We start from the raw sequence: 26,791 nt of genomic DNA, 5'->3' as shown, positions 1-26,791 counted from the left end.
TGAGTCGCTTTTTTCAGAGCAGACTCTATTTAACGCTATTTCCCTATTTCTCTTTTGTCCTCACTTACTTTTTTTATTTATTTGGCTTATACTTATAAAATAAATCAACTTTCAAATGTACTAAAAGGAGTCCTCATGACGAATCAAAAACACTTTCACATTATCGTCAATGAACTAGCTGGTTCAGGTAACGGCAAACTCATCTGCGCGACATTGGTCAAACTTTTAACTGAAAAAAAGCTTACTTTCCAATTACATAAAACCCAGTATGCTGGACATGCCATTCAATTAACAACCGAATTAGCAAAAAAGATAGTAACGACTTCAGAAATAAACGCTCCTTTGTTAATGATCGTTGGCGGAGACGGTACCCTACATGAAGCAGTGCGAGGGCTTGGTGAGGAATACAAAGATATGCCATTGGCTTATATCCCAGCCGGATCGGGAAATGATTTCGCCAAGGGATTGGGCATTTCTAAAAAAACCCATGAGGCTTTAAGCCAAATATTACAGGCAACGTCTCCAAAAAAAATAGATGTTTTACGCTATCAAGAAAAAATCCTGCAACAAGAAGGTTACGCTATCAATAACATTGGGATTGGATTTGATGCAGCTACTGTAAAGTACACCAATCAATCTTCTGCGAAAGTACGCTTAAACAAATACAAGTTGGGGTCCGTTGCCTATCTTGCATCTGTGACAACTGTCTTATTCAAACAAAAAGGCTTTCCAATCGAAGTTATCGCGGACGGCAAACAACGATTTTTCCCTAAAGCTTTTTTAGTAACGGTCAATAACCATCCTTATTTTGGAGGAGGCATTGGCATTTCGCCAAAAGCTTCTCCCTATGATCAGCAAGTCGATTTAATCGTTCTTCAAAAATCATCTGTTTTTAAAATTATTTGGTTGTTTCTGCTCATGCTCAATGGCGGCCGGCATTTGCAACACAAAGACGTCCATTCTTTCCAAGCCCGCCACATCCAAATACGGTCGACTCAACTGGAAGATACCCAGGCTGACGGAGAATTTTTAGGACACCGATCAGTTCATTTTTACTTTTCAGCGACAACTCGTTATTTTTGGTTTTAATTGTTTTATCCGTTCTTTTTTATTTTACGCCTAAAAAAATAGGCTTATGGACAACTAAAATGTTTCCATAGGCCTATTTTTGTTTACGGGGTTATGCCTTCCATACCAATCATAGGGTCAACAGCATTTGTTCGAATCATTTCGACCGTTAAGCGGTAAGATAAAGAAGGCTCTTCTTCAGCTGTTTCAAATAAAGAGACTTCTTCTATCTTGGCCTGGACTGGAGCAGCAGCTGGTTTTGTTTCATTTGAACGGGTTCCAGCTGTCAGTTCTGTTTTTTTCTCTACAGACGAACGTGTTGCTGATGAATCAATCGTTAGTGGAGCGTCGTTGTCCTCCAGGAGCCGTTCTTTTAACGTCGTTAAGCGAGTTGCCGAAGATTTTAGAACACTTTCTTGAAAGGCGGAAACTTCTCCGCATAAAATCAACAGCTCGCTGCTTCTTGTAATCGCGGTATACAGCAAGTCTCTTCTGAGCATACGCCCATAATTTTGCACCATCGGCAAAATGACCATTTTAAATTCACTACCTTGAGATTTATGTATGGAACAACAATAAGCTAAGGTAATTTTATTCCATTCATTGCGTTTATAAGTCACTTCATTAGCATCAAACTGAATCACAAGTTCATCAACTTTATCATCTGCTTCTTTAGCATAGGTAATGCTGGTGATTTCCCCCATATCTCCGTTAAAAACATTTAATTCAGGATTGTTAACTAATTGAAGAATCTTATCTCCAATCCGATAAATCCGGTCATTGAACTTCACTTCTTTACGCCGTCCAGTATCATTAGGGTTAAAAATTTCTTGCATCATCTTGTTCAATGCATCGATCCCAGCCGGGCCGCGATACATCGGCGCTAGAACCTGAATGTCTTGAGGCGTGAATCCTTTGGCTTTCGCTTTTGCGACAACTTGTCGAATCACCTCTTCAATTTGGTAAGCGTAACAGTTAATAAAAGAACGATCTTTTTTATTTTGAGTAAAATCATTTGGCAACTGACCGTCTTTTATTTCATGAGCCAATGAGATAATCGATGAACCGTCTCCTTGGCGGTAAATTTCATTCAATTCCATATTTGGGATGAGTTGAGCATCAATTAAATCATGGAGCACTTGTCCCGGACCTACAGAAGGCAACTGGTTCTTATCTCCAACAAACATCACTTGCATATGTTCTGGTACCGCACGAAGCAATTGATTCGCTAGCCAAGTATCTACCATCGACATCTCATCAACGATCAAGAGACCTCCTTCTAATTCACGGTCCGATTGTTCATCGTTATTGTTTTCTCGCCCATTCAATCCTAATAAGCGATGTATCGTACTGCTAGGCAATCCAGTTGTTTCATTCATTCGTTTAGCTGCCCGACCAGTCGGCGCGGCTAATAAAATCGGAAAAACTTTGTCGCTATAATCGTTTAAATCCAGTGATAGACCGTTTAGCTCGGCAAATAAAGAAACAATTCCGTTTAAAACGGTTGTTTTCCCTGTCCCTGGTCCACCAGTTAAAATAAACAAAGGCGATACTATCGCTTCTTCAATTGCTTGTATTTGAGAAGCTCCATAAGATATACCTAATCTCTTTTCTAATTTTCGTATTTCTTTTGGGATATCATGGGAGTTATAAGTAATTTCTTTTTTCCGTTCCAATAAGCGTTTAATTGAAGTATTGATGCCCCATTCAGCTGCATACAAAGACTTAATATACAATTTATGCTGGTCTTCAATCAGCTGATTTTCTTCAATAAGCTGCAACAACTCTTCAGCTAAAGCATCCGGATCGATAATAAACGCCCGACTAGATTCTAAGACTTTTAAGCTTTCTTCTAACAAAGGTTCAGCTAAAGTATACGTATTCCCTTGACTTAAGCACAATTCATTCAAAGAGTATAGGATAGCCGCTTTTAAACGGGCAGGAGAATCAGCAGCGAAACCTAATTGATCGGCAATCGCATCAGCCTTTTTAAATCCGATATTTTCAATATCTTGAACCAATTGATAAGGATTTTCTTGAATGATATCCAGCGTTTCCCCTTGATACGTTTGGTAGATATTGTATGCCAGTTGACTTCCAAATCCATAACTATTCAAACCAATAATGATTTTTTCCATTCCGTCACTAGCCTGAATCGTATTGACCAACACTTCTCGTTTTTTAGCGTTTAAACCTTTCACTTCAGCAAGCACTTCTGGATTTTCACTGATCTTATCAATGGCATTCTCGCCTAATAACTGCACGATCGTTTCAGCCGTTTTTTTTCCGATTCCTGGAAATTTATCACTAGAAAGATAAGCTACTACTCCTGCAGCTGATGTTGGTTTTTCTTGTTTGTATCGATCAGCAGTAAACTGCACACCGAATTTTGGATGATCAACCAATTTCCCAAAAAAGCGATACGTTTCTTCTTCTTGAACTTGTCCGAAATTTCCAGTAATGACGATTTCTTTGTCATCATAAGTGCTGTTCGTTTCAGCAACTCTAACCAAAAGAACTTTGTAAAAGTTTGTGGGATTTTGATAGAATATAGCCACGACTTGCCCTACAACATAAGGCGTCTCCGTTGCAAATAAGTCTAAATTTTCTTGTTCGGCCATTTCCGTTCATCCTTTCTGCTTATGAACTCATTCCATTGACACTGCGACAACTGCTCTTCACTCTTTTGTTGGAGGTTGAACCATTGCTTCAATTGCTTTTAATTGCTGAATCCGCTCTTGGTGGCTATTTGGATTCAATGTAGATGATTGTTTGAAAAAAGCTTCAAAAACAGTGGGCGGTTCCTTTAAAGCCATCCCTATGAGGCCTCTCTTAAACCACGCTTCATCGTTATCAGGAGTTATCTCCATGACTTTTTCTAAATAATCCTTTGCTTCATCAAAGTGTCCTGTCTGCATTAAGCAATTGCCGATCAATAAAAAGAGCGCACTGTCTGGCTCATTTGCTATCTTTACCATTAAAAGATAGACCAATGCTTTTTTTGGCTCTTTTAATGAAAAGTAGCATTGTCCAATCATACGCGCAGCATCATTTTTCAGTCCTGTTTGAGGATGTTGGAATACTCGCGTGAAGTACACCAAGCTTTCAGTGTACCGTTCTTGTTGATAATATAGGTTTCCAAATGCATACAAAAGTGTTGGATGCTCCGGTTTTTTTTGAAGGGCTGTCTCCAAGACCGCTTGGGCATCAGCATATTTTTTTGCTACAATCAATATCATTGCCAAATTATAATAACTGTCGCTATTTTCAGGTTGTTCTTCTATTTCTTCAAATAATAATTGAATGGCTTCATTTAAATTTCCTTGTTCCCATAATTGAAATGCTTCATGGTTTCGATTCATTTCTGTCCACTCCTTTTGCAGCTCATATTATTTTACACCAAACTAGGAGATGTTTCTACCAAAGTAATGGTATCTTTTAAGGAAAACGAAAAAGACAGAAAAAAAGAGCAGAATTTATCTGCTCTTTCGTCTGTGTTAAATGTATTGTAATTCTCTGGTGTCATTATAAGCGGAATCAATCGTTCCTCCACCTAAACATTCCATTCCATCATAGAATACGACGGCTTGCCCAGGCGTGATTGCTCGTACAGGCTCATCGAATTCAACTGTTGCTGTTGTTCCATCTTCGTTTAAATGAACAGTCACCCCGGTATCCGCTTGGCGGTAACGGAATTTAGCCGTACATTTAATCGTTTTTGGCATTTCTTCATTGGTTGTAAAATGAATGTCTGTCGCATCTAAATGAGTTGCGTATAACCATTCATGGTGGAATCCTTGTCCAACGTAAAGAGTATTTGTCGCCAGATCTTTTCCAATAACAAACCAAGGTTCACTAGAAGCACCACCGCCGCCAATACCTAATCCTTGACGTTGGCCAATGGTATAATACATCAAACCATCGTGTTGGCCTTTAATTTCGCCTTCTGTAGTTACCATGTTCCCCGGTTGAGCTGGCAAATAAGTCATCAAGAATTTTTTAAAATCGCGTTCCCCAATAAAGCAGACACCTGTTGAATCTTTTTTCTTAGCCGTTGCTAAGTTAGCTTCTTCAGCAATTTTACGAACTTCAGACTTTTCCATTCCGCCTAAAGGAAACAACGTTTTAGCCAATTGTTCTTGCGACAATTGGTTTAAGAAATACGTTTGATCTTTGTTGGTGTCTACGCCACGCAACATTCGTGTTGTCCCTTTTTCATCGCGTTCGACCTGAGCATAATGTCCAGTTGCCACATAATCGGCGCCTAATTCTAGTGCATAGTCCAAAAATGCTTTAAATTTAATTTCTTTATTGCACATCACATCCGGATTGGGCGTCCGGCCTTTTTTATATTCATCTAAAAAGTATTGAAACACTTTGTCCCAATATTGTTTTTCGAAGTTTACTGAATAATAAGGAATCCCAATTTGGTTCGCTACAAGTGCTACATCGTTGTAATCTTCGGTAGCTGTACACATCCCGAATTCATCTGTATCGTCCCAGTTTTTCATAAAAATCCCCACCACATCATAGCCTTGTTGCTTAAGCACTAAAGCCGTGACGGATGAGTCAACTCCCCCACTCATACCTACTACGACACGAGTGTTGCTGTTGTCTTTCATACTATCACCATCATTTCAAATAGATTCTGAAAATCTTAACGATTTGAAGGTCGCATTTTTTCAGTCTTAATCATTATACTAACTTTTTGAAAGAAATCAAGAGAGCTGACTCAGCCTGTTTTTCCCCCGACACCTTTTTCGACCTGAGATAGTCAATTTGATCAACTCTTCAAAACTAACAAAAAAGAGAAAATAACAGTTGCGTCATTTTCTCTCACATTAATTCTTTAAACTTTTTCCACTATTCCTTGTTCTACAAAATCTCGCATAATGAATTCATATCTCTCACGTGCTTCACTGAATGCATTCCCTTTATAAATGTTGACCGCCTGCAATCCATTACTGGTAGTGACTGAAATTTTCAATTGTGTTAAGTCATTTGATACAATGATTTTTAATTTTAGTCCTGGTTTATTTTCAGGAACAACATCCAACGCCCGAATGTATTGAAAATTTCCTGTTTTTGTTTCTTCAAATCCATTATCGCGTAAAGTATATCGTTTCACCTCTGGATGGACTGCATATGTTTCATTGGAACCTTGAAGCTTTGCTGTTTTTGCAAATGCCATTTCATTCACCTCGGTTAGATTTAGTTTCACTTTAACTATACATAGGCTTCTTGCTTTTTACCAATACTGTTTAAACCTTTTTTATCTTTTGCTCTTACTTTTTTAATTTAGCGATGATCTTGATCAATTCATCTGCCAAATGATCGATTGACTGAGAAGTTGTCCCTAAGCCAAAACTGATTCGTATAGATTCAGAAATTTTAGGGTCGTCAGATCCAAACATAGCCATTAGGACATGACTAGGATCAATATTGCCAGCTGTACACGCTGAACCAGCTGATACAGCTATTCCAGCTAAATCTAATAACATCAAGAGTTGTTCTGAAGAAACACCCGTAAACCAAATATTCAGAATATGTGCTAGATGTTGTTCAGAACTGCCATTGACTTCAAAGGCAATGTCGGCTTTTTTTAATCGTTCCAATAATTGGTTACGGAATCCCAAATAACTCTCTTTCCGCTGTTCTTTTTCATTTTGAACGATTTCAACGGCTTTTTGAAAACCGGAAATTGCTGGGATATTTTCTGTTCCAGCCCGGCGTTTCATTTCCTGTTCGCCGCCTAACATAAAACTTGGCAAATTAATTTTTTCGTTGATATATAGAAACCCTGTGCCTTTAGGACCATTAATTTTATGACTCGAAGTAGATAATAAGTCAATATGACTAGATTTAACATCAATTGTTTCTAATCCATATGCTTGGACGGCATCCGTATGAAAATACGCAGTCGTTTCACTTTCTTGAATAATTTCGCCAATAGCTTTGATATCCATCAATGATCCAACTTCATTATTCCCATACATAATTGAAACTAAAATAGTGTCCGGTCTCAATGCTGCTCGGACTTGCTCTGGATCCACTAGGCCAAACGAGTTTACCGGCAGATAAGTAACTTCAAAACCAAGCGACTCTAATTTCTCCATCGGTCTCAAAACCGCATGGTGTTCGATAGTTGAGGTGATCACATGTTTTCCTTCTGTCATCCGAGACAACGCTGTTTCGAAAACAGCTGTATTGTCACTTTCTGTTCCGCCACTTGTTATCACGATCTCACTTGGTTTAGCGCCGATACTAGCAGCAAAAACTAATCGTGCATTATCTAGAATACGCCGACTGTCACGCCCAAAATTATGAATACTAGAAGCATTTCCATAATGATTTTGCATCATTTCATAAACTATTTCTACTACTTCAGGGTGTACCGGACTAGTCGCCGCATGATCTAAGTAAATCTTTTCCATTATAACCCTCCCTGACCGCATTCTTTAATTCCTAAAATTCTACCACTAATCTTGTCTTTCAACAATAGTTGAATCAAATTGTCCTTTTAAAATCTGTAAAAACAACAGGCCTCCAAATGCATTAAGCTGGATGCCTGCTGTTCTTATCGTTCTTATTGTACGGCTTCTGGGAAAAGCATTTTTAAAATGCCGATCGTTAACGGGCGACCTTGACCTTCAGAAACAAAAGCATGCATATGCATAGCTGGATTAAAGTTAGCTTCAATAACTGTGTACCCCGGATTTTCTGGAGTAGATGGTTTTTGGTAATCCGGTATAATCAAATCTACTCCACAAACTTTAGCTCCAATGACTTTTGTCATTTCAACGGCTGCTTTTTTATAGCTGTCGTCAATAATATCTGTGACATCAATAGAATCTCCGCCAGTACTAACATTTGAATTTTCTCGCAAATAAACTCTGACATCTGCATCAGGAATGCTTTCAGTCGTATAGCCTTGTCCTTTTAACATCAATTGTTCAATTTCATTTAATTGTATTTTCTCTAAGGGAGCTCGATGGTCTGTGCCGCGAAGAACATCTTTATTTTTCTCTGCAACTAATTCTCTCACTGTGTGCTGGCCATCTCCGATAACATTAGCAGGTATACGCAATAAAATTGCCGCTACTTCATCGTTCAAAACAAAAAAGCGGTACTCTGTGCCCTCGATAAATTCTTCAACCAATACAGTGGTGTCTTCTTTAAAAGCAAATTTTATCGCTGACTGATAATCTTCAAAACGAGCACCTTCCTTAAAGATAGAAATGCCTACGCCATAATTAGTCGATTTTGGTTTTACAACAATGCCTTTATGCGCATATTGCCAAAAACCAGCATTAGCTTCTTCTTCAGTATGGTATTCTTCCCCTTGAGGTACTTTAAAACCTGCATCATTTAAAATCTTTTTCGTGACTGTTTTATTTTCCATAATAAGCGGAGCAATGTACTGATCCTTTGAAGTCATATTAGCATTTTTTACATACTCGGTATGTTTTTTGTAACTTAACTTCAAAAATTGCTCTGTTTCATCTAAAATGTCTATTTTAATGCCTTTTTGAATGGCGTCAGAAATCAACAACTGAGTCGACATCTCCATATTGGTAAAACCTTTCAAGGCATAAAACTTCTCAAAAGCTGCTTGTTTGTAATTATGAGCTAGTTCCAAGCCAAACGTTAGGTAAGAACCCGCTTCTTCGATCCCTTTGATCATTTGGCCAGCGAGTGTTAATTTAGGATCCAACAATTGTTTTTTTGCTTGTCGGACACACTCCAAGGCTGCTTCAGATCCATTCGTAAGTTGAATCATCTCTAACATTTCCTCAATTAAAGTTAGACCTTCCTCTTGGAATTCAGTCTTTTCATAAGGGTGCTCCAAAGCTACAAAATCACTCATTTTTTTCCCTAACGCAACATCATTCATATCAGAAGCCTTATCTTTCCAGACCATAAACATACAAAATAGATGGATAAACTGCATGTCTTGTTCAGATATCCCATAAGCATCAAATGGATTTAAATCAAAAATGCGCAGTTCCACATAAGCAATGCCTTTTGTTAATAACTCGCGAGCTGTTTTCGTGCCACGTAATCGAACACCTGAATAAAACTCTCGTTCCTCGAATAATTTTCCTTCGTTTACTGCTTCTTCTAAATTTTCAACATAGTCCGTTAGTGTTTCAAAAGATATCGTTACATCGTCTGTATTGGCGTAACCATAATGGCTGCTGCGAATACTTCTGACATATCCTTTTGGTGGTGTTTCTTCATAACGCTCGCTCTTAAAAAAGCTTGAATCCGCTACTGGAGCTGCTCCTAAAAGGTACGTTAATAACCAACGGTAACGCAGAAAGTTTTTCGCTAACTTCAAGTAAACAGCTGATTTAAATTGAATAGGATCAGCGATATCAGTCTGGTTATGATAAAGCTCATCGATAAAGTGTTTATCAAATTCAAAATTGTAATGCACGCCACTTAACATCTGTTTGTTTTTTCCGTATTTTTCCGCTAAATGGTTCCGGTAATTCACATCTTCAATTTTGTCTAGTTTTGCTATCGGAATGTCATTTTCTTTTGGCAAAACAACCGGCATACTCATTGGCCAAATATACTCATCATCTGCCATTGTTCGCAAAGTAACTTCATGGATAGCACTTAACCAACGATGGGTTTCGTGTATGCTGTTAACTGGCGGTGTGATCAATTCTAATTGCGATTCACTAAAATCGGTTTGTATGTACGGATGAAAACTTCGATTCCCAAATTGCTTAGGATGATCAGTCAACGCTAATTCTCCGTTAGATAGAACGCGCAAGCCCTCTTTTTCAACTCCGTAAACAGCTTTATAAAAAGCTGCAGGTATTTCAAGTTCTTTAATATTTTCTTTTAATGTTTTCATTAAATTATGCCCTCTTCTTTTCGATAATTTGTTTTTCAATTTCAGCTTGAATTTTCGGTTCCGGTGCAAAATCTTTTTCCCAATTTTCAGGCTTTCTTACTTTGCCATCATGTTCGCGGTAATGAGGTTTTCCGTCCGGAAATAGTTTTCCCATGTTAGCTTCATGAACAATAGAAAAAATCGGATCAGGATTTACTCCCATTAAGACAAAGGAACCATAATTAAAATAATTGGCATCTGTCAATGCATCTACTTGTCCGATTAAACAATTGTCTATCTTTTTCTGTTCCGTGCGGATTTTAGTTAAGGATGTGTCAACCGTTTTCTGCCAATCCGACACAATTTTTTCGAATGCCGCCAGCTCTCCATCAACGCTAGCATAAAGAAATTCTAATATTTCTTCTGTTGAAAATGCTGCGCGGTTAAGTGCTTCATCTGGTGTCAATGCTGTTGGAACTGTTTTTTGCGGTTTATCAAAAACCGTATGAAATTCTTTTACTTGTTCAAATGCAGATAATTGGTTCATTTTAGCGACTCCTTTAATTCTTCAATCTTATCTAGTATAACTTACACTTTGCAGAAGAGAAACGTATTCGTTTCAGTTTTCATGTAAAAGAAAGACTCTTCCCATAGAAGTTTGGCGGAAAACTCACGGTTAGATTCATTCGTTCACTAGCATTAAGATACAGAAACGGTCACTCAGACGGCTTAGTTTTCGTAGAATCTTCAGAAATCAAGTACTTTCTTAAAGCTGCATTCTCAGATTCTAGTATCTTTCGATTCATTTCTGATTCTTTCAAGTCTTGTTGCATAATATTTAAAAATTGGAATCGATCAGTATACGTGCGGTCTGCTTTTTCGGCGTCGCTTTTTTCTTTAAGCAGCTTTTTAAGATCTTCTTCAAGACCACTTATTTCTTCTTTTAAAGCATTATTTTGTTCGATCAATACCGTATTATGAAAAGCTGTTTTTTTCGTTTCTTTTTCTGTTTTTCCGTCTGTTAGATTAATGTAAACAAGATAAACGGCTAAACAAGCGATTAAAATAGGCACAATAAAAGTAGGATGCTGCAAAAAGGAAAGTCGGACAATACTGATACCAGTCAAAATAAAAATAGTTAGTCCAATTTTAAATGATTTTATTTTTCTTTTACTGTTCAATTCACGATAATACATCAGTTGATTTTGCAATTCTTGTTCTCTTAATTGATAGTCATCTTGTATTTTTTGTTGATTAAAAAAGAGTATTTTTTCTTTACTTTCTAAATTCTCTTTTGATTGCTCCTGATAAAATGCAAACCATTCCTTTTCTTTTGTCAACCGCTCTAAATCATGAGCTAAAGCAGCGTGGTAGTCAGCTCTCTCTTTGTTCAACTTCGCAGCCGTTTCTTTGCTTAAACGATCTGCTTTTTGTTTTGCAGCAGCTAGAATCTCATTTGCCTCATTATGCGCTTGCGTTGTCATTTGTTTTTGCCTTTGTTCGAGAAGACATTTATTTTCATGAATCAAATTCTTTAAGTCCATTAGTTGTTGTTGAACATCTCGATAGATTTCTTCTGATTGACGGTATGCTTCATTTAAAATAGCTTCCGCTTGAGCAGCAGTTTCTAAATAGTGTCCCTTTTCATCTATTTCAACTAAAGCGGGTTTTTGATAGACAGCTTTTACTTGTGAATTTTCCGTCAATTCTCCCACCTCTTCACCCCTAATAGTTTTTTGGGGTTCGTTAAAGGTTCCATTACTCTTTTTCATTGGCGAACCCCTTTCATTCAGTTATTTCTGATACCCGGCTTTACTTTTTTAACCGGCGTTTCTTTTAATTATGGCAAATTGTTATAAAAAAAGCGACTAACTTAGATTAACACACAAAGAACTTTAGAGAAAAAAAGACTGGATGACATTAAACATGAATGGAGCAACAAACACGGTAATTGCACCTGTCACACCAATGGCTAACCCCGCCATTGCTCCTTGAGCAGCACCAAGTTCAATAGCTTTTGACGTTCCAACAGCATGAGCAGCACTTCCTAAAGCAATGCCTTGAGCTATATCATCGGTGATTGCAAACCATTTAAAAATAGCCGGTGCCATCATTGCGCCCATAATACCAGAAACAATTACAAAAACTAGTGTCAAAGAAGGAATACCTCCCATTTTTCCAGATATTTCAATAGCTATTGCAGAGGTGATCGACTTTGGCATTAAAGAAGCAATCATTTTTTCATTTAAGTGAAAAACTACTCCCAAAATGCCCGTTAAAAACGTGCAGACTATAGTCCCTAAAAAAATTCCAATCAAGATTGATTTATAATGTTTCTTCAATAAATGAAAAGTATGGTACAAAGGGATTCCTAAAGCCACCGTAGCTGGACCAATCAGCATATTCAGCACGCTGCCACCAACATAAAAATCGTCATATGAAATACCGGTACTCAACAAAAAAAGAATAATAAAAATAGTCGAAACGATCAACGGATTTAAAACAGGATAAGGATACCTCTGAAATAGAGCATGAGCTAGCAAGTACATGCCTATGGCCAAAATCAAACCAAAAAGCGGGTTACTTGTTAATTCTTGTACCATGTTCTACCACTGCCTTTCGCTTCTTATGATTTCCAGAAGGATGCTCTTCAAATTTTCTTTTTATTTTTTGAACCAATAGTCCAACAAAAATCAATGTGAAGCCAGAAGTCAACAATAAAATGATCAAGAGGATCCACCAGTTTTCTTTAATAAGGGGAAAATAAACCATTATCCCTACGCTAGCTGGAACAAACAAAAGACTTAAATTGCTTAAAAGAAAGTTTCCTGCTTTTTCAACTGACTTCACATCCAGCCATTTGAATTGCAGAGCTAAAAATAATAAGACCATGCCAATGACACTGCCGGGAACCGGCAAATCAAATCCTTTTGAAACCATTTCTCCTATAAATGAAAAACACAAAATAATAAATAACTGACGATAAATTTTCATTACCTATTCCCCCATTTAATCTAGTCCATAATAGCATAATTCTTATAGAATAGGGAGCCTCTCTGCTTGTCTGCAAGCGGCCAAAAGAAGTTTTACCGGTTTCGAAAAAGCAAACAAATGTTCTTAATCAGTAGAAGACTTTCCACTAAAATGGTATACTATATAGAAAGAATTTTTAAGGAGGCCTTCTGCTTTGAATAAACCGTTAGCTTTTCGTATGCGTCCGACTAATATTGACCAAATTGTAGGACAAACTCACTTAGTAGGCAACGGAAAAATCATCCGTCGTATGGTGGACGCTAAAATGCTGTCTTCCATGATTTTATATGGACCTCCAGGAATTGGAAAAACCAGTATTGCTAGTGCTATTGCTGGTTCCACCCAATATGCTTTTCGGATGTTGAATGCAGCTACTGATACGAAGAAAGATTTGCAAGTGGTCGTAGAAGAAGCTAAAATGAGCGGTTCTGTTATTTTATTGCTTGATGAAGTTCATCGTCTGGATAAACCAAAACAGGATTTTTTATTGCCTCACTTGGAAAATGGTCGTGTCATCATGATTGGGGCTACGACCGAGAATCCCTATATCACAATAAATCCCGCTGTTCGGAGTCGTTCGCAAATTTTTGAATTAAAGCCTCTCTCCATTGAAGACATTCAACTAGCTTTAATGAGTGCTTTAAAAGATAAAGAACGTGGACTAGGCAATGAATCTGTTGCTCTTTCGGATACAGCACTCTTGCATTTATCCCGAGCAACCAATGGAGATTTAAGAAGTGCTTTAAATGGTTTAGAATTAGCCGTTAAATCAACTGATCCTGATGAAACGGGTACCATTCAGATTACCTTAGATATTGTTGAAGAATGTATTCAGCGTAAAGCGTTGACTCACGATAAAAACGGCGATGCTCACTACGATGTTATCTCAGCATTACAAAAGTCTATTCGCGGAAGTGATGTTAATGCTGCACTCCATTATTTAGGCCGTTTAGTTGAAGCCGGTGATTTGCCAATTATTGCTAGAAGATTAATGGTCATCGCATATGAAGATATTGGTTTAGCCAATCCTGCAGCTGCTCAAAGGACCGTCACCGCTGTACAAGCGGCTGAAAAACTTGGCTTTCCGGAAGCTAGAATTCCTTTGGCTAACGCTGTAGTCGATTTATCTCTTTCCCCCAAATCAAATTCGACTTACGTAGCGATTGATGCTGCTCTCGCAGATATTCGAGCAGGAAAGAGCGGTGACGTTCCCGATCATTTAAGAGATTCCCACTACAGCGGTGCTAAAAAACTAGGTCGGGGCGTAACTTACCAATATCCTCATAGCTATCCTAGTGCTTGGGTCGATCAACAATATTTGCCTGATAAATTAAAGCAGGCTCTGTATTACCAACCCAATCACACTGGAAAATACGAAGACGCATTAGCTCAACAGTACGACAAAATAAATCAAGCGAAAAAGAAAAAATAACGCTTTCTTCATTCATTCTAAGCTGTTTCATCTTTGAAAAGACAGCTCAATCGTTTGACAGTATTATAGGTATATGCTACTATAAGGATAAGATTTCTGAGATGTTCGTCATGTCCAACATGTGTTGACCGAACAATTAATATTACCTTGGGATCCAAACTGATTCAAACTGATAGCATGCCTTTTCACTTGGTAGCTAGACGTTTGACAGCGGAGCCCACCTGCTAACTGCGGGTTCAATACAACCTGGACGTACCAACGGCATCACCGGATTTCTTAATTAAAGTTGAAAGACTTTGAAAGCCATTCTTTATTGAATGGCTTTTTTCTTTTCCCTGATGATACAATAGTTACAGTGCCCTTGGAGCGCAAAAACCATTAGAAGATAAAAAGGAGAATACATCATGCTCGTATCTATTTTATTTGGACTTTTCACGTTACTGCTTTTCTATGCAGCCTATTTCTTATGGAGCGGCAAAGCAACTGTTTTTATTACTGAATCTCAATCTGAAAAAGCTCGATTTGCTCAGAAATTTTTTTCTTTTATCGGAAGCTTACTAGCTATTAACGGATTTGCTACTGCTATTTTGGTTTTTTATCGTCCGCTCTGGCTTGCCTTTTCTGTATTAGGTGTAATCAGCTTTTGTATGCTTATTTTTATTTTTGGTTTAAATCGTTTAATGCCTTGATCTACAACTTTTGACTCTTTCATTTTTTCTTTTAAAGAGTCCCTTACTTAAATAAATGTAATTTCTATGAAAACGGATTTTTTTAGGGTACAATAACTATAAGAACAATCTATTCATCATCATACATTAAAATTTTATAAGGATGGAGTGGTTTATATGTTACAACAATACAATCGTATTTTAGTCGCAATTGATGGTTCAAAAGAAGCGGAACTCGCTTTTAAAAAAGCCGTTCAAGTAGCTGTACGGAATAATTCAACGTTGCTGCTTGTTCACGTTATTGATACAAGAGCTTTTCAAAGTATTTCTACTTTTGATGGTTCGATGGCTGAAAAAGCTAATGAACAAGCCAAAACTACTTTAGAAGAATACGTACGCTATGCTAAGAACCACCGTGTCGCAGATATTAGCTATTCTATTGAATATGGTTCTCCAAAAGTATTAATTGCAAAACAAATACCTGAAGATAAAAATGTTGATTTGATTTTATTAGGAGCTACCGGTTTAAATGCCGTTGAGCGGATTTTTATTGGTTCTGTTTCTGAATACGTTATCAGACATGCGTCATGCGACGTTCTTATTGTCAGAACTGACTTAGAGAATAAAAGGGACTCATAATTTTTTAACCCAAAAAAGGCCTTGAAAATATAACTTTTCAAGGCCTTTTCAGCTGTCTAATTTAAAAATCCAGGAATATTATTACCAAAACTGAAACAGAAGCTGAAATGCTTAGAATTCATTTAGAGGGTAATCTAATTGTGGATGTATTGCCGATTAGTTTATCAAAAGGTTTAGAATTTGATAATGTACTCATTTATGATGCTTCAGAAGATAACTACTCAACTGAAAGAGATCAAAAGATTCTTTACACTGCAATCTCAAGAGGAATGAAAAATCTTTTTATCACCTATAAACGAAAATTGAGTAGATTATTATAACCCTATAAACAGGTGGGCAAGTAAGTTAGTTAGTTAGTTAGTTAGTTAGTTAGTTAAAGTTCTTAGTCATTTTTTGCTCGCACCTAACAGATAGCTAGCAGAATAGTTAGCCTTTCGCCTTTCAATTCATCTAAAAAGCGGCTAGTTAGCTCTATATTGTTTTGATAGTCATTAATTTCAAAAAATTGCGGCTTATTTCCTTAAACGGTTCTATCATTTAAGAATTACCAATGCGATTTAACAAAGAACAAAAAACACCTTGTTCCCTCTACATTCTAGAGCACAAGGTGTTTTCATCAAAGTTTATTTTTCTCTGCTAACTCTTTAATTACTTAACGCGTAGTCTTTCTACGTCACGAGCAATTGCAATTTCTTCGTTCGTTGGAATCAACAATACTTTAACTTTCGAATCAGCTGTTGAAATAATGCGCTCTTCTCCACGCACTTTATTTGCTTCTTCGTCAATTTTTGCTCCAAACCAATCCATTCCGTCAATAATGATTTGACGAGTTTCTGGAGAGTTTTCACCAATACCTGCTGTAAAGACAATTGCATCTGCACCATTTAATACTGCAAAATATTGACCAATGTATTTTTGTACACGGTTATAAAAAATATCTAATGCTGTTTGTGCTTGTTCATTGCCTGCTTCAGCTGCTTCTTCTACATCACGCATATCGCTAGATACGTCAGAAAGTCCTAATAATCCTGATTTATTGTTTAAAATGTAAATCATTTCGTTAATATCTGTAATGCCTAATTTGTTCATTAAGAATGGCAATAAAGAAGCGTCAATATCTCCAGAGCGCGTTCCCATTGTGATACCAGCTAAAGGTGTGAAGCCCATCGATGTATCTACTGATTTTCCACCTTCAACAGCTGTAATTGAACCGCCGTTACCTAGATGACAAGTAATCAATTTTGTTTCTTCAAGCGGTTTGCCCAACATTTCTGCTGCACGTTCTGATACATACTTATGAGAAGTTCCGTGAGCTCCATATTTACGAGCTGCAAAATCTTCATAATAACTCATAGGAACACTGTATAAATAATTTTCTTTCGGCATAGAAGTATGGAAAGATGTATCAAATACAGCTACACTTGTGATATTTGGCAACAATTTTTTAAATGCTTTGATTCCTGTAGCGTTAGCTGGATTGTGCAAAGGTGCAAATTCTGATAAGCTTTCAATTTGTGCCACTACTTCATCGGTTACTAAAGCAGAATCTTTAAATAATTCTCCACCTGCTACAACACGGTGGCCTACTCCTGTGATTTCATCGTAATTTTCAATAACGTTTAATTCAATCAGTTTGTCTAAAACCATTTGAATAGCAATTTCGTGGTTTTTGATATCTTCTACAACTTTATACTTTTCGCCGTTATATTTCGTAGTAAAAACGGAATCACTTAATCCGACCCGTTCAATAATTCCTGAAACGATTTCTTCTTCTGCTGGCATTTCGTATAACGTGAATTTTAAACTTGAACTACCTGCATTGATTGCGATTGTTTTTGACATAGTGGGTGAATCTCCTTTGTTTTTAATTATTTTTTTTATTCCAAGTTTCAACTTCCTGCATAAAGCGGAACATAGCTTGTTGATTTTTAAAATCAGGAATTTGCGCAAGCAAAACTTGTTTCACTTGTTTAGCATTATTTCCTTTTTTCTGAAGTAAAAGAATAGACTTGCGTGAGCTTTTTGTTTGAAATAATTCTTTCGGCAGATGAAGCATTCCTTGAAGATAAGCTTCTTCTTGAATCATTTTAGTTAACGCAGCAGCTGCTTCTGTTTCAAATAGCTGGGAAGGAACCAAAAACACTCCGTAACCGCCTTTTTTCAAGTAATGGATGCTTTGCTCAATAAACAAATGATGTGCAAAGGAGTGCCCTTCTTTCGCACTTGTCTTGAAATCTTTCGCACGCTCATCCACTGGATAGAAACCAACTGGCAAATCGCTTACGACAATATCTACCGGATCAACCAGCAGACCGGTTAAGGCATCTTGATGAGTCAGTTTGATTGTTTGTCCTTGTAATTCTGTATTAATCAAAGCCAGTGACAACAACAGATCATCATTATCGATTCCTTCAGCCTCAACTTCGATTTTCTTAGACGTTAAACCATTATAGACGGTTGATAATAAATTTCCTGTTCCAACCGCTGGATCCAGCAAACGAATAGCTTTTGCTTCCGTCCCCAGTACTTTCTCGATTAGATAAGTCAAAATAAATCCAATGGCATCTGGTGTCATTTGATGGTTTGCCTGCAGACTATCTTCTTTAGCACCCTTTAAAAGAGCCAATTGAAAACTTTTCCGTATTTCTTCAGGATCCATGTTTTCCAAAGATATTTCATGATAGATCTTATTCAGCATTTCCATTGTTTCATTTGACAGTAAATTATCTACTTGTCTTGCTTTCTTGTCATCAAGAATATTTTCTCCCGTTTCAGCTAGTCCTTCCAAATATGAAACACCTATATTTTTCTGTAGCAATTTAACAGTAGAATCTAGTTTTGAAAATAAGTTTTCAATCTCTTTTTGAGACAATAAATTTAACCTCTTTTCTTTATAACATAGCCGTTTCACTATAAACTATAAATAGAGACAGCCTTAGAAATCTGTTTACTTATTTAAACTCACCTGTACTATTTTAACGAATAAACGGATAAACTTCAAGTTTGAATTTAACCGTCTGTAAAAGAAGGCCCTTTACGTGTTTGAGAATCCCACTAAAAAAGTGCCCTCATTTGCTGATTTATTACATTTTCAGCTGCGCATAAGCGATTACTCCGCCAATAATCACAGCCACCATTATGGCAATTATAAAATACTTTAAAGAAGTTTTCCATAATTGACTCTTTTTAGAATTGCGGTAACTAAAATTGCTTGCTGGTTTTCTTAGGATCAGATAAATAATCAGACCTGGAATCAGAAATGTGACCAGTGCTATCAGCACCCACAACCATCCGCGCATTCGTCTAGCTTCAGCGTCATAGTATAACCAGACCAAAAATTTAACTAAACCGATTAAAAAAATAATGATGACTGCTGCTGTAATACTAATCCCAAGAATTCCAATGATTAAATCACTCATTTTAACACTCCTTCTAAGAGAGGTCCGTTGCTAAAAAATTAAAAACTTAAAAAAAAAGCTCTTCTACGGAATAGAAGAGTTTTTTTATGTTTAATTATTGAGCAGCTGGATAAACAGATACTTGTTTTTTGTCGCGGCCTTTGCGTTCGAAACGAACAACGCCGTCGATTTTAGCAAACAAAGTATCGTCTCCGCCAATACCTACGTTAGTACCTGGATAAATCTTAGTCCCACGTTGACGGTATAGAATTGAACCACCAGTAACAGTTTGACCATCTGCACGTTTAGCACCTAAACGTTTAGATTGTGAATCACGACCGTTAGTAGTAGATCCGCCACCTTTTTTAGTAGCGAAGAATTGTAAATTCATTTTTAACATCTGTATTGCACCTCCTGTTTTAATCTGGATTATTGATTTATTTCGACATAATCAGGGTACTCTTCTGCTACACCGATTAAGGATAAGAGAAGACTTTCCAGAAGAATCTGTGCAATGTTCAACTGTTCATCATTGATTTCCAAAGGAAGTTCAACGTATAAATAACCACCTTCAACCTCATCGTTGGTTTCAATAAGAGGCGTAAAGCCGCTTAAAACAGCCAGACTGTTCGTTGTACCGATGGTTAGAGCCGATACAGCTGCACAGACAATGTCGTTTCCGTAAGTTCCTGACTCTGCATGTCCAGTAACTTCAAAAGAGACAAGGTCTTCTTTGTCATTACGTCTGAAAAATGCTTGAATCATTCACGAACACCACTTTCTTACGCGTTAATTGCATTGATCATTACTTTTGTATATGGTTGACGGTGACCTTGCTTGCGATGAGAGTCTTTTCTGCGTTTGTAGACAAAAGTCGTAACTTTCTTTTGACGACCTTGTTTTTCCACAGTACCTTCAACAACAGCTCCGGCAATAGTTGGAGCTCCAACTTTTGTTTCTTCGCCACCTATTAAGATAACTTCATCAAATGTTACAGTTTCACCAGCTTCAACGTTTAATTTTTCAATGTAAATCGCTTGGCCAACTTCAACTTTAATTTGTTTTCCACCTGTTTTTATAATTGCGTACATTTATTCGCACCTCCTTATTAGACTTAGACTCGCCGTTATGAGCGCCATTGCTGGTCTTGTATACTCATTCCCGCGCGGTTGTAGTTGTGGTGCTACACATTAACAACATTAGTAGCATACCAAAAAGCAAGTTCTACGTCAATCAATAGTTTTCATTTTTATTAAAAAATAAATTGGTTTTTTCCGAATAGAGTCCTTATTCTTTTTCATTATGGCCTGAAAAAATATCCGATGAAACAACTCGTGTGCCAAAAACTTTCGCAAATTCAGTATCGTGAGTCACAATTAGGATGCCAGTTCCTGAAGCAGCTATTTTTTGAATCATCTTTCCCACTTCATTAGAAGTTTCAGCATCTAATGCAGAAGTCGGCTCATCAAAACACAAAATTTTGGGATTCAACATCATAGCCCGGGCAATCGCCGCGCGTTGTTGCTGGCCGCCTGATAGTGTACGCGGATAAACATCTCTTTTGGCTGACAGACCCATTTGGCTCAATAACTCTTCAGCTTTTTGGTAGGCCTCTGACTTGGTCAACAACTTTTGAGAAACAGGAGCTTCTATGCAATTTTCAACTACTGTCAAGTTAGGAAATAATTGATAGTCTTGAAAAACCATACCAATTTGATTGCTGTATTTTTTCCTTTCTTGCTTGGATACGTACTCCGTCTTGCCATCTGGAGTTGCGCGACATAAGTAATGCCCATCAATAGAGATCGTTCCTTTATCCGCTTTCTCGAGTCCGTTCAATAAGCGCATTAATGTTGTTTTCCCGGTACCTGATTTTCCTACTAAGGTCACGATCTCATTTGATTCTATGGTGAAATCAAAGTCATCAATTACTTTTAAACGATTAAATTCTTTAGAAATGCCTTCTGCTTTAAGCACCATTTTATTTCCTCCTTAAAAGTTGAATTTCTTTTCAATAGCATTTAAAGCCAAAGTAATGACTCCTGTGATAAGGAGGTAAATCAGCCCCACTGCTGCAAAAGGAAGCAAGGATGCATAGGTGTTAGCCGCAATTTGACCTGCTCTCAACAATTCGCCCAGACCTAAGATATAAACAAGCGAGGTATCTTTCACAAGTGAGATGACTTCGTTTCCTACTGAAGGCAGCACTACGCGAAAAACTTGTGGAATAATAATGCGTTTAAATCCTTGGATTTTTCCGATTCCCAAAACTTTGATGGCTTCAAATTGACCTTTTGGTACGGATAAAATACCTCCTCTAAAAATTTCAGCATAGTACGCTGTATAATTTAAAATAAAGGCTAAAAGAGCTGCGGTAAAACGCTCAAACGTTATCCCTACTAAAGGGAGCCCGAAAAACACAACCATAAGCTGCAACAATAAAGGTGTCCCTCGCATCACATAGATATACACTTGTATGATCCAAGAAAGCCACTTTGGAGCATAAACGCGGACACAAGCGACTAAGAATCCTAAAGGTATAGTCGTAATAAAAACAATAAAAAATAAGCATAAGGTAGTAGTTAATCCATTCAGTAAAGCTGGCATAATATCGCTAATCAAATTCATTTTATCCCTCTTCCGTTGGTTAATTAAGGTTTATTCGCCAAACCATTTAGTCTTAATGGCATCGACCGTTCCGTCTTTTTGCATCGCTGTTAATGTAGCATTCAATTTTCTCAACCACTCTTTATCTGTTTTCCGTAAGCCAACGGCCATTTCTTCTTTACCGAATGTTTCCTCTAAAATCCGATAATTTTCTTGCCCTTTTTGCTTTAGAATGTAACGAGCATAAACTTCGCTAACTGCAACTGCATCACTGCGTTTACTGTCTAAGTCATTAAAAACATCATTATATGAAGGATATTGAACAATCTCTTCGTTTGCGAATGTGTTTACGATTTTGCTTGGGTCATTTTCTAACACACTCACTGTACTAGATGATTGTTGCGAAGCTACAGTCTTTCCTTTTAAATCTGCTAAGTTTTTGATTGGGCTATCTTTCAAAACAACAATAATTTGACTTGAACTAGCATATGGTTCACTAAAAGCCACTTTTTTCTGGCGTTCTTCATTAATAGCATATCCATTCCAGATTACATCAATCTTTCCTGTATTTAACTCCGTTTCTTTCATTGACCAATCGATGGGTTGAAATTTAAGGGTCAATCCTAACCGTTTGCCAGCTTCTTCAGCTAGTTCTACATCAAACCCAGTTAGATTTCCTTCATTATCTCTAAACCCCATCGGCACAAAGGTATCATCTAAACCAACAATCAGCGTTTCCCCAGCTTCCGCTGTAAATACGGGCTCTTTAACTCCTTGGCTCTCTTCTTCTTTGTTGCCGCAAGCCGCTAAAAATCCCCCTATAAGACACAATACACTCAGTAGTTTTACAATCTTTTTCATCGTGTTCTCCCCCATGTCTTTATCGTTATCCCTAAAAAAACAGCCTTTTATTTATTCAGCAAACCATTTGCTATAAATCTTTTCATAGGTACCGTCTGTTTTCATTTCTGCCAAAGAATCATCAATAGCTTTTTTCAATTTAACATCCGCTTTGCGCATCCCAACTGCGTATTCTTCCTTCCCAAAATCTTCTTCTAAAACGCGGTAAGCAATATCAGCGTTTTGCTTCATGTAATAACGAGCTAGCGTTTCATCAACTACAATGGCATCGCTTCGTCCCGAAGCTAAATCATTGAAGACATCATTATTAGACGGGTACTGTAAGACTTCTCCATTTTTAAAGTCTTTGATGATATTAGAATCATCGGCTGTAATCGCATCAACTGCACTCGATGTTTGTTGTGCTGCTACTGTTTTACCGGCTAAATCTGCTTTCTTTTGAATAGGGCTCTCTTCTAAAACAATAATGATTTGACTATTATCCAAATAAGGGTCACTAAATGCGACTTTTTCTTCACGTTCTTCAGTAATGGTATATCCATTCCAAATGACATCAATATTTCCAGCGTTTAACTCGGTTTCTTTCATTGCCCAATCAACCGTCTGAAAGTTAAACGTTACCCCTAAACGTTCGCCGACCTCTTTAGCTAAGTCAACATCAAAGCCGACAATTTCACCATTTGTATCACGAAATCCCATCGGTGCGAACGTATCGTCTAACCCCATGATAATTTCACCTTCTTGTACTAGCTGATCATAGCTATCTTCTTTTGCACTATTAGTGCCGCAACCAGCCATAAATAATCCTGCCATTCCTACTGTAACCATCATCTTCATTAATTTATTTTTCATTCCAGCCACTCCCTTTTTTTATAATTTTTTTATTTTTTACAGACTGCAGTTCTGTAAAAACAAAAAAGTCCTTTGATTTCCCGTTAAACAGGAAATCAAAGGACGATAGATTACTTTATCGTGGTTCCACCTTTTTTTGCAGCCTCTTCACAGAAAACTGCCTTATCACGTTCAAAACTACTAAACGCTTGTACGGTAACGGGTACACCCGAGTCAGTTTACTAAAAAATATGGTTCAACTGCCAGCTTAGAGATGTGTGTTCAGAATAGTTTCTTAATTGCTCGCACCACCCGCAATTTCTCTGCTTAAGTTCCTACTCTTACTTTTTCTCGTCATTGCTTTTCTTTATTGCTTCATACTATACCATAGTTATTTACGTTTACCAAACAATTTTGTCCAAAAACTTTCTTTTTCTCTTTTTAGCGACATCAATGGTACTGTTTCGCCTAAAATACGACGAGCTACATTACGGTAGCCTTGCGATGCTGGATTTTTTGGATCCAACACGATTGGGTCTCCTTTATTAGAAGAACGGACCACATCGTCGTCATCAAAAATAATCCCCAATAAATCGACTGATAAATGACGTGTGATTTCATCAACGTCTAAAACTTCTCCATCTTGCATCATCCGTTTGCGAATTCGGTTGATGATCAAACGAGGAGGCGCTAATTCCGTTTGTTCTAATAAGCCAATGATTCGGTCTGCATCACGAATAGCTGAAATTTCTGGTGTTGTCACCAGTATCGCTTCATCGGCTGCAGCAATTGAATTCTGAAATCCTTGTTCTATCCCTGCTGGACAATCGATTAAAACATAATCGTATTCTTTTTTTAACTCGTCCACGATTTCAACCATTTGTTCTCCGTTTACAGCATTTTTATCGGCATTTTGAGCTGCAGGCAATAAGTATAAATTATCATTGAACCGTTTATCTTTAATGATAGCTTGATGCAATTTAGCACGGCCTTCGACGACATCAATGATATCGTAAATAATCCGGTTTTCTAATCCTAGAATAACATCCAGGTTTCTTAAACCGATATCCATATCAATTAAACAAACTCGTTTCCCTTGCAAAGCAAGTGCAGTTCCAATATTTGCAGTAGACGTTGTTTTTCCCACGCCACCTTTTCCAGAAGTAATGACAATTGCTGTACCCATTATATTAATCCCCCTGTCACTTTACCTAAATTCGGTCGCATTTTTCTCAATTGATCTAAAGATTCAAAATCCAAGATATGTAAATCATTGATAAATGCAAATTCGTTTTTCTTGATTGCAGCATCTGCTATAGATTGATTCTCAATAATCTGTACATTGTCTGCTATTCGCACTTGTGCACTCGTGTGAAAATCTGCTACTACAACTGCAGCTGCATTCCCTTCAAAACCTGCGTGTGCGATACCATGTAGTTCTCCAATAATAAAGATGCTGCCGTTTGCACGAATAACTCCGCCAGGGTGGACTTTCCCGACAAAAAGAATATCTCCAGGTGCTTGAAGCACTTGGCCGCTGCGGATCGTTTGGATTTCCATCTGTAAACTAACAGCTTCTTGCCAAGCAAGAGCACTCTCATATGTAACCACAGCTGAATTAAACTTCTTGATTACAAACTGACTGTTGCTTTTTATTTTTTCTGTCAGCAACTCTTTTTCTTTGTCTGTCAACAACCGATTGCCAGAGAAAATTTCTAAATAGATTTCTTTTTTTTCTTTTGACGGTTCTTCTTTAGCTTCTTTCTTCGGATCCGGTTTTTTAGCTTCTGCCTTGATGTGTTCCAATAATTGTTCTAATTCTTCAATGATTGTAGCAAAAGAAGCCGATTCATCCAAGGTTAATACAAAGCCATCTTTATTCCCTTTTAATGTCACACTTTGTTTCACTTTAACAACTCCTATCAGCTCGATAACGAATGAGTCTTCCATCGTTTTAATTTTCAATCATTTTTAGTATCATTTTTTTTAATGGATAAAATACTAGGATAAAGAATACGAGATTTAACAGCAATGTTGGCCCTAAACGACTAGCCATAAAAGTAGACGTATCGAGTGTAGTAAAACTTAAAACTTTATAAAATTCATAAAGTATAAATTCTAAAAGGCTTAAGTTGATGATGACCATCATTCCGACAACAATCGGATTGGGATTCAACACTCTTTTTAATTTCTCTGTAATATAAACAATTAATGGAAAAGCAGCAACGTAAATACCCAAAATTCCCACATAGTAACTATCGTAAAGCAATCCAAAAATAACAGCATAAAGAATCATCTTATTCCTTGGCAGATAAAAAGACATCAAAATAAAAATAAGAACGATTAATCTAGGAACCATGACTCCCGTTCCCCCATATAATTGTTCAGAAAAAACACCTGAGAGCAGTCCATCCATTAAGAAGCCAAAGAAAATCAGTAAGGGTGCAAAAACCTTTACTTTCCATTGTTCATTCATATTATTCACCACTTTCAGCTGTCCGTTGAATAAAAGTCACATAACGGATATCATTCAAGTCTGACGCAGGAGTAACATAAGCTTCTTGAGATAACCCATGAGCATCTAATTTAACTTCATCAACCGTTCCAATCAACAACGAACTTGGCGACACACCTCCAAGTCCAGAAGTCATCACTTGATCTCCAGTCTTCAATGTTACGTCTGTTGTTATTTGTTTCATGATCAATCGGTTAGTCTCGGCATCATACCCATTGATGACACCATGAACAAAGCCCTCTTCAGAAGAAACCGAAGCAGCGACCCGATTATTATTTTGGTCTAATGTTGTTATCAATTGAACTTTTGAGCTTGTTGGACTCACTTCTATCACCCGCCCAATCAAACCATTATCCGCCATGACAGATAACCCAATTGTTATACCGCTTTGACTTCCTCGATCCACTACGACTTGATCAATCCAATTATCTGGATTTCGACTAATGACCGTACCATTGATTTTTTGGTAATTTGAAAGCGTATCTTGTAGTTCCAATTGTTCTTTCATTTTTTGATTATCTTGTTTTAAATCGCTCAACTCAACTTCTGTTTCGTATAAACGATCGATCTTTGATTTCAACAGCTGGTTTTCTTTATAGGTGTTTTTCAAGTCATCCACTGCCTCAATAAAATTAACAACGGCATTGGTCGGTTTAGCTAACACTCGGCCTGTAATCGCCGTAATATCGTTGGTAAACTTTTGAACTACTGGAGTCTTACCATTTCCTGTAATGGAAAATGCAATAAGACCTAAACAAACTATAACACTCACCAACAGTATAATTAGCTTTTTGTTTGAAAAAAACTGATTCAAATTCTCACCTCATTAATTCTTCAGGCTTTTTCTATTTTACCATAACTTAAACAAAATAACTTAGTATTTTACCAGGT

General features: G+C 37.3%; 29 protein-coding genes, 1 other RNA gene and 2 other annotated features. Of the genes, 6 read left to right on the top strand and 24 right to left on the bottom strand.

The window, feature by feature from the left end:
• Positions 1 to 135 precede the first annotated feature (135 nt).
• Positions 136 to 1,089, top strand: a complete 954-nt coding sequence (locus NY10_RS01105; protein WP_058918256.1) for a diacylglycerol/lipid kinase family protein — start codon at positions 136 to 138, stop codon at positions 1,087 to 1,089.
• Positions 1,090 to 1,172: 83 nt separating this feature from the next.
• Here NY10_RS01105 and recD2 read toward each other — a convergent pair whose 3' ends face one another.
• The 10 genes from recD2 to NY10_RS01055 all read right to left on the bottom strand — a co-directional run bounded on the left by recD2 (position 1,173) and on the right by NY10_RS01055 (position 12,910).
• Positions 1,173 to 3,689 (bottom strand): SF1B family DNA helicase RecD2, encoded by a 2,517-nt coding sequence (gene recD2 / locus NY10_RS01100; RefSeq protein ID WP_058918255.1) that lies wholly within the window; start codon positions 3,687 to 3,689, stop codon positions 1,173 to 1,175.
• Between the two features lie 57 nt (positions 3,690 to 3,746).
• On the bottom strand, positions 3,747 to 4,430 hold the full coding sequence (locus NY10_RS01095; RefSeq protein ID WP_058918254.1) for a tetratricopeptide repeat protein: 684 nt from the start codon (positions 4,428 to 4,430) through the stop codon (positions 3,747 to 3,749).
• A gap of 135 nt (positions 4,431 to 4,565) precedes the next feature.
• Positions 4,566 to 5,690 carry a tRNA 2-thiouridine(34) synthase MnmA gene (gene mnmA / locus NY10_RS01090; RefSeq protein WP_058918253.1) on the bottom strand — a complete coding sequence of 375 codons (1,125 nt, stop codon included), beginning with the start codon at positions 5,688 to 5,690 and terminating at the stop codon, positions 4,566 to 4,568.
• A gap of 227 nt (positions 5,691 to 5,917) precedes the next feature.
• On the bottom strand, positions 5,918 to 6,259 hold the full coding sequence (locus NY10_RS01085) for a DUF1831 domain-containing protein (protein WP_058918252.1): 342 nt from the start codon (positions 6,257 to 6,259) through the stop codon (positions 5,918 to 5,920).
• A gap of 94 nt (positions 6,260 to 6,353) precedes the next feature.
• On the bottom strand, positions 6,354 to 7,502 hold the full coding sequence (locus tag NY10_RS01080; RefSeq protein WP_058918251.1) for a cysteine desulfurase family protein: 1,149 nt from the start codon (positions 7,500 to 7,502) through the stop codon (positions 6,354 to 6,356).
• A gap of 152 nt (positions 7,503 to 7,654) precedes the next feature.
• The gene (gene gshAB / locus NY10_RS01075) at positions 7,655 to 9,937 is read right to left on the bottom strand and encodes a bifunctional glutamate--cysteine ligase GshA/glutathione synthetase GshB (RefSeq protein WP_058918250.1); all 2,283 of its coding nucleotides are present in this window, start codon (positions 9,935 to 9,937) and stop codon (positions 7,655 to 7,657) included.
• Positions 9,938 to 9,941: 4 nt separating this feature from the next.
• Positions 9,942 to 10,463, bottom strand: a complete 522-nt coding sequence (locus NY10_RS01070; RefSeq protein WP_058918249.1) for a pyrophosphohydrolase domain-containing protein — start codon at positions 10,461 to 10,463, stop codon at positions 9,942 to 9,944.
• 169 nt (positions 10,464 to 10,632) lie between these two features.
• The gene (locus tag NY10_RS01065) at positions 10,633 to 11,688 is read right to left on the bottom strand and encodes a hypothetical protein (protein WP_058918248.1); all 1,056 of its coding nucleotides are present in this window, start codon (positions 11,686 to 11,688) and stop codon (positions 10,633 to 10,635) included.
• A gap of 123 nt (positions 11,689 to 11,811) precedes the next feature.
• Positions 11,812 to 12,519 carry an LrgB family protein gene (locus NY10_RS01060; RefSeq protein WP_058918247.1) on the bottom strand — a complete coding sequence of 236 codons (708 nt, stop codon included), beginning with the start codon at positions 12,517 to 12,519 and terminating at the stop codon, positions 11,812 to 11,814.
• On the bottom strand, positions 12,497 to 12,910 hold the full coding sequence (locus NY10_RS01055) for a CidA/LrgA family protein (protein WP_058918246.1): 414 nt from the start codon (positions 12,908 to 12,910) through the stop codon (positions 12,497 to 12,499). The genes NY10_RS01060 and NY10_RS01055 overlap by 23 nt, the downstream gene beginning before the upstream one ends.
• 193 nt (positions 12,911 to 13,103) lie before the next feature.
• Here NY10_RS01055 and NY10_RS01050 point away from each other — a divergent pair, with 193 nt between their 5' ends.
• From NY10_RS01050 to NY10_RS01035, 5 genes are all read left to right on the top strand, one after another.
• Complete coding sequence (locus NY10_RS01050; RefSeq protein WP_058918245.1) at positions 13,104 to 14,381, top strand: replication-associated recombination protein A; 1,278 nt, start codon at positions 13,104 to 13,106, stop codon at positions 14,379 to 14,381.
• Between the two features lie 90 nt (positions 14,382 to 14,471).
• Positions 14,472 to 14,659, top strand: a non-coding RNA gene (gene ssrS / locus NY10_RS12375) — 6S RNA.
• Positions 14,660 to 14,785: 126 nt separating this feature from the next.
• Positions 14,786 to 15,070, top strand: a complete 285-nt coding sequence (locus NY10_RS01045) for a hypothetical protein (protein WP_058918244.1) — start codon at positions 14,786 to 14,788, stop codon at positions 15,068 to 15,070.
• 156 nt (positions 15,071 to 15,226) lie between these two features.
• Positions 15,227 to 15,688: a universal stress protein gene (locus NY10_RS01040; RefSeq protein WP_058918243.1), complete on the top strand. Its 462-nt coding sequence runs from the start codon at positions 15,227 to 15,229 to the stop codon at positions 15,686 to 15,688.
• A gap of 140 nt (positions 15,689 to 15,828) precedes the next feature.
• Positions 15,829 to 16,008 carry an ATP-binding domain-containing protein gene (locus NY10_RS01035; protein WP_058918242.1) on the top strand — a complete coding sequence of 60 codons (180 nt, stop codon included), beginning with the start codon at positions 15,829 to 15,831 and terminating at the stop codon, positions 16,006 to 16,008.
• Between the two features lie 328 nt (positions 16,009 to 16,336).
• Here the strand turns inward: NY10_RS01035 and NY10_RS01030 are convergent, their stop codons facing one another.
• From NY10_RS01030 to mreC, 14 genes are all read right to left on the bottom strand, one after another.
• Positions 16,337 to 17,530 carry an acetate kinase gene (locus NY10_RS01030; protein WP_058918241.1) on the bottom strand — a complete coding sequence of 398 codons (1,194 nt, stop codon included), beginning with the start codon at positions 17,528 to 17,530 and terminating at the stop codon, positions 16,337 to 16,339.
• Between the two features lie 22 nt (positions 17,531 to 17,552).
• Entirely contained in the window at positions 17,553 to 18,560 is a 1,008-nt protein-coding gene (locus NY10_RS01025) for a class I SAM-dependent methyltransferase (protein WP_058918240.1), read from the bottom strand.
• A 211-nt stretch (positions 18,561 to 18,771) separates the two neighbouring features.
• Entirely contained in the window at positions 18,772 to 19,107 is a 336-nt protein-coding gene (locus tag NY10_RS01020; RefSeq protein ID WP_058918239.1) for a hypothetical protein, read from the bottom strand.
• Positions 19,108 to 19,201: 94 nt separating this feature from the next.
• Entirely contained in the window at positions 19,202 to 19,486 is a 285-nt protein-coding gene (gene rpmA, locus NY10_RS01015; protein WP_058918238.1) for a 50S ribosomal protein L27, read from the bottom strand.
• A 29-nt stretch (positions 19,487 to 19,515) separates the two neighbouring features.
• Positions 19,516 to 19,851 (bottom strand): ribosomal-processing cysteine protease Prp, encoded by a 336-nt coding sequence (locus tag NY10_RS01010; RefSeq protein WP_058918237.1) that lies wholly within the window; start codon positions 19,849 to 19,851, stop codon positions 19,516 to 19,518.
• Positions 19,852 to 19,868: 17 nt separating this feature from the next.
• Entirely contained in the window at positions 19,869 to 20,177 is a 309-nt protein-coding gene (gene rplU / locus NY10_RS01005; protein WP_058918236.1) for a 50S ribosomal protein L21, read from the bottom strand.
• A 15-nt stretch (positions 20,178 to 20,192) separates the two neighbouring features.
• Positions 20,193 to 20,267, bottom strand: a sequence feature (ribosomal protein L21 leader region).
• Positions 20,268 to 20,373: 106 nt separating this feature from the next.
• Positions 20,374 to 21,066, bottom strand: a complete 693-nt coding sequence (locus tag NY10_RS01000; protein ID WP_058918235.1) for an amino acid ABC transporter ATP-binding protein — start codon at positions 21,064 to 21,066, stop codon at positions 20,374 to 20,376.
• Between the two features lie 12 nt (positions 21,067 to 21,078).
• The gene (locus NY10_RS00995; protein ID WP_197408970.1) at positions 21,079 to 21,714 is read right to left on the bottom strand and encodes an amino acid ABC transporter permease; all 636 of its coding nucleotides are present in this window, start codon (positions 21,712 to 21,714) and stop codon (positions 21,079 to 21,081) included.
• 30 nt (positions 21,715 to 21,744) lie between these two features.
• Positions 21,745 to 22,554 carry an amino acid ABC transporter substrate-binding protein gene (locus NY10_RS00990; RefSeq protein WP_082664145.1) on the bottom strand — a complete coding sequence of 270 codons (810 nt, stop codon included), beginning with the start codon at positions 22,552 to 22,554 and terminating at the stop codon, positions 21,745 to 21,747.
• Positions 22,555 to 22,605: 51 nt separating this feature from the next.
• On the bottom strand, positions 22,606 to 23,406 hold the full coding sequence (locus NY10_RS00985) for an amino acid ABC transporter substrate-binding protein (protein WP_058918233.1): 801 nt from the start codon (positions 23,404 to 23,406) through the stop codon (positions 22,606 to 22,608).
• Between the two features lie 95 nt (positions 23,407 to 23,501).
• Positions 23,502 to 23,752: a binding site (T-box leader), on the bottom strand.
• 24 nt (positions 23,753 to 23,776) lie between these two features.
• Positions 23,777 to 24,571, bottom strand: a complete 795-nt coding sequence (minD, locus tag NY10_RS00980) for a septum site-determining protein MinD (protein ID WP_058918232.1) — start codon at positions 24,569 to 24,571, stop codon at positions 23,777 to 23,779.
• A complete protein-coding gene (locus tag NY10_RS00975) occupies positions 24,571 to 25,293 on the bottom strand; it encodes a septum site-determining protein MinC (protein ID WP_058918231.1) in 723 nt (240 codons plus the stop codon). The genes minD and NY10_RS00975 overlap by 1 nt, the downstream gene beginning before the upstream one ends.
• A gap of 46 nt (positions 25,294 to 25,339) precedes the next feature.
• Positions 25,340 to 25,861, bottom strand: coding sequence for a rod shape-determining protein MreD (gene mreD / locus NY10_RS00970; RefSeq protein ID WP_058918230.1), 522 nt, complete (start codon positions 25,859 to 25,861; stop codon positions 25,340 to 25,342).
• A 1-nt stretch (position 25,862) separates the two neighbouring features.
• Positions 25,863 to 26,714 carry a rod shape-determining protein MreC gene (mreC, locus tag NY10_RS00965; protein ID WP_058918229.1) on the bottom strand — a complete coding sequence of 284 codons (852 nt, stop codon included), beginning with the start codon at positions 26,712 to 26,714 and terminating at the stop codon, positions 25,863 to 25,865.
• Positions 26,715 to 26,791 lie beyond the last annotated feature (77 nt).

It is taken from the genome of Carnobacterium sp. CP1, assembly GCF_001483965.1.
Lineage (GTDB): Bacteria > Bacillota > Bacilli > Lactobacillales > Carnobacteriaceae > Carnobacterium_A > Carnobacterium_A antarcticum.
The sequence above is the reverse complement of the archived record's forward strand: the minus strand, read 5'-3'. Positions and strand labels throughout refer to the sequence as shown.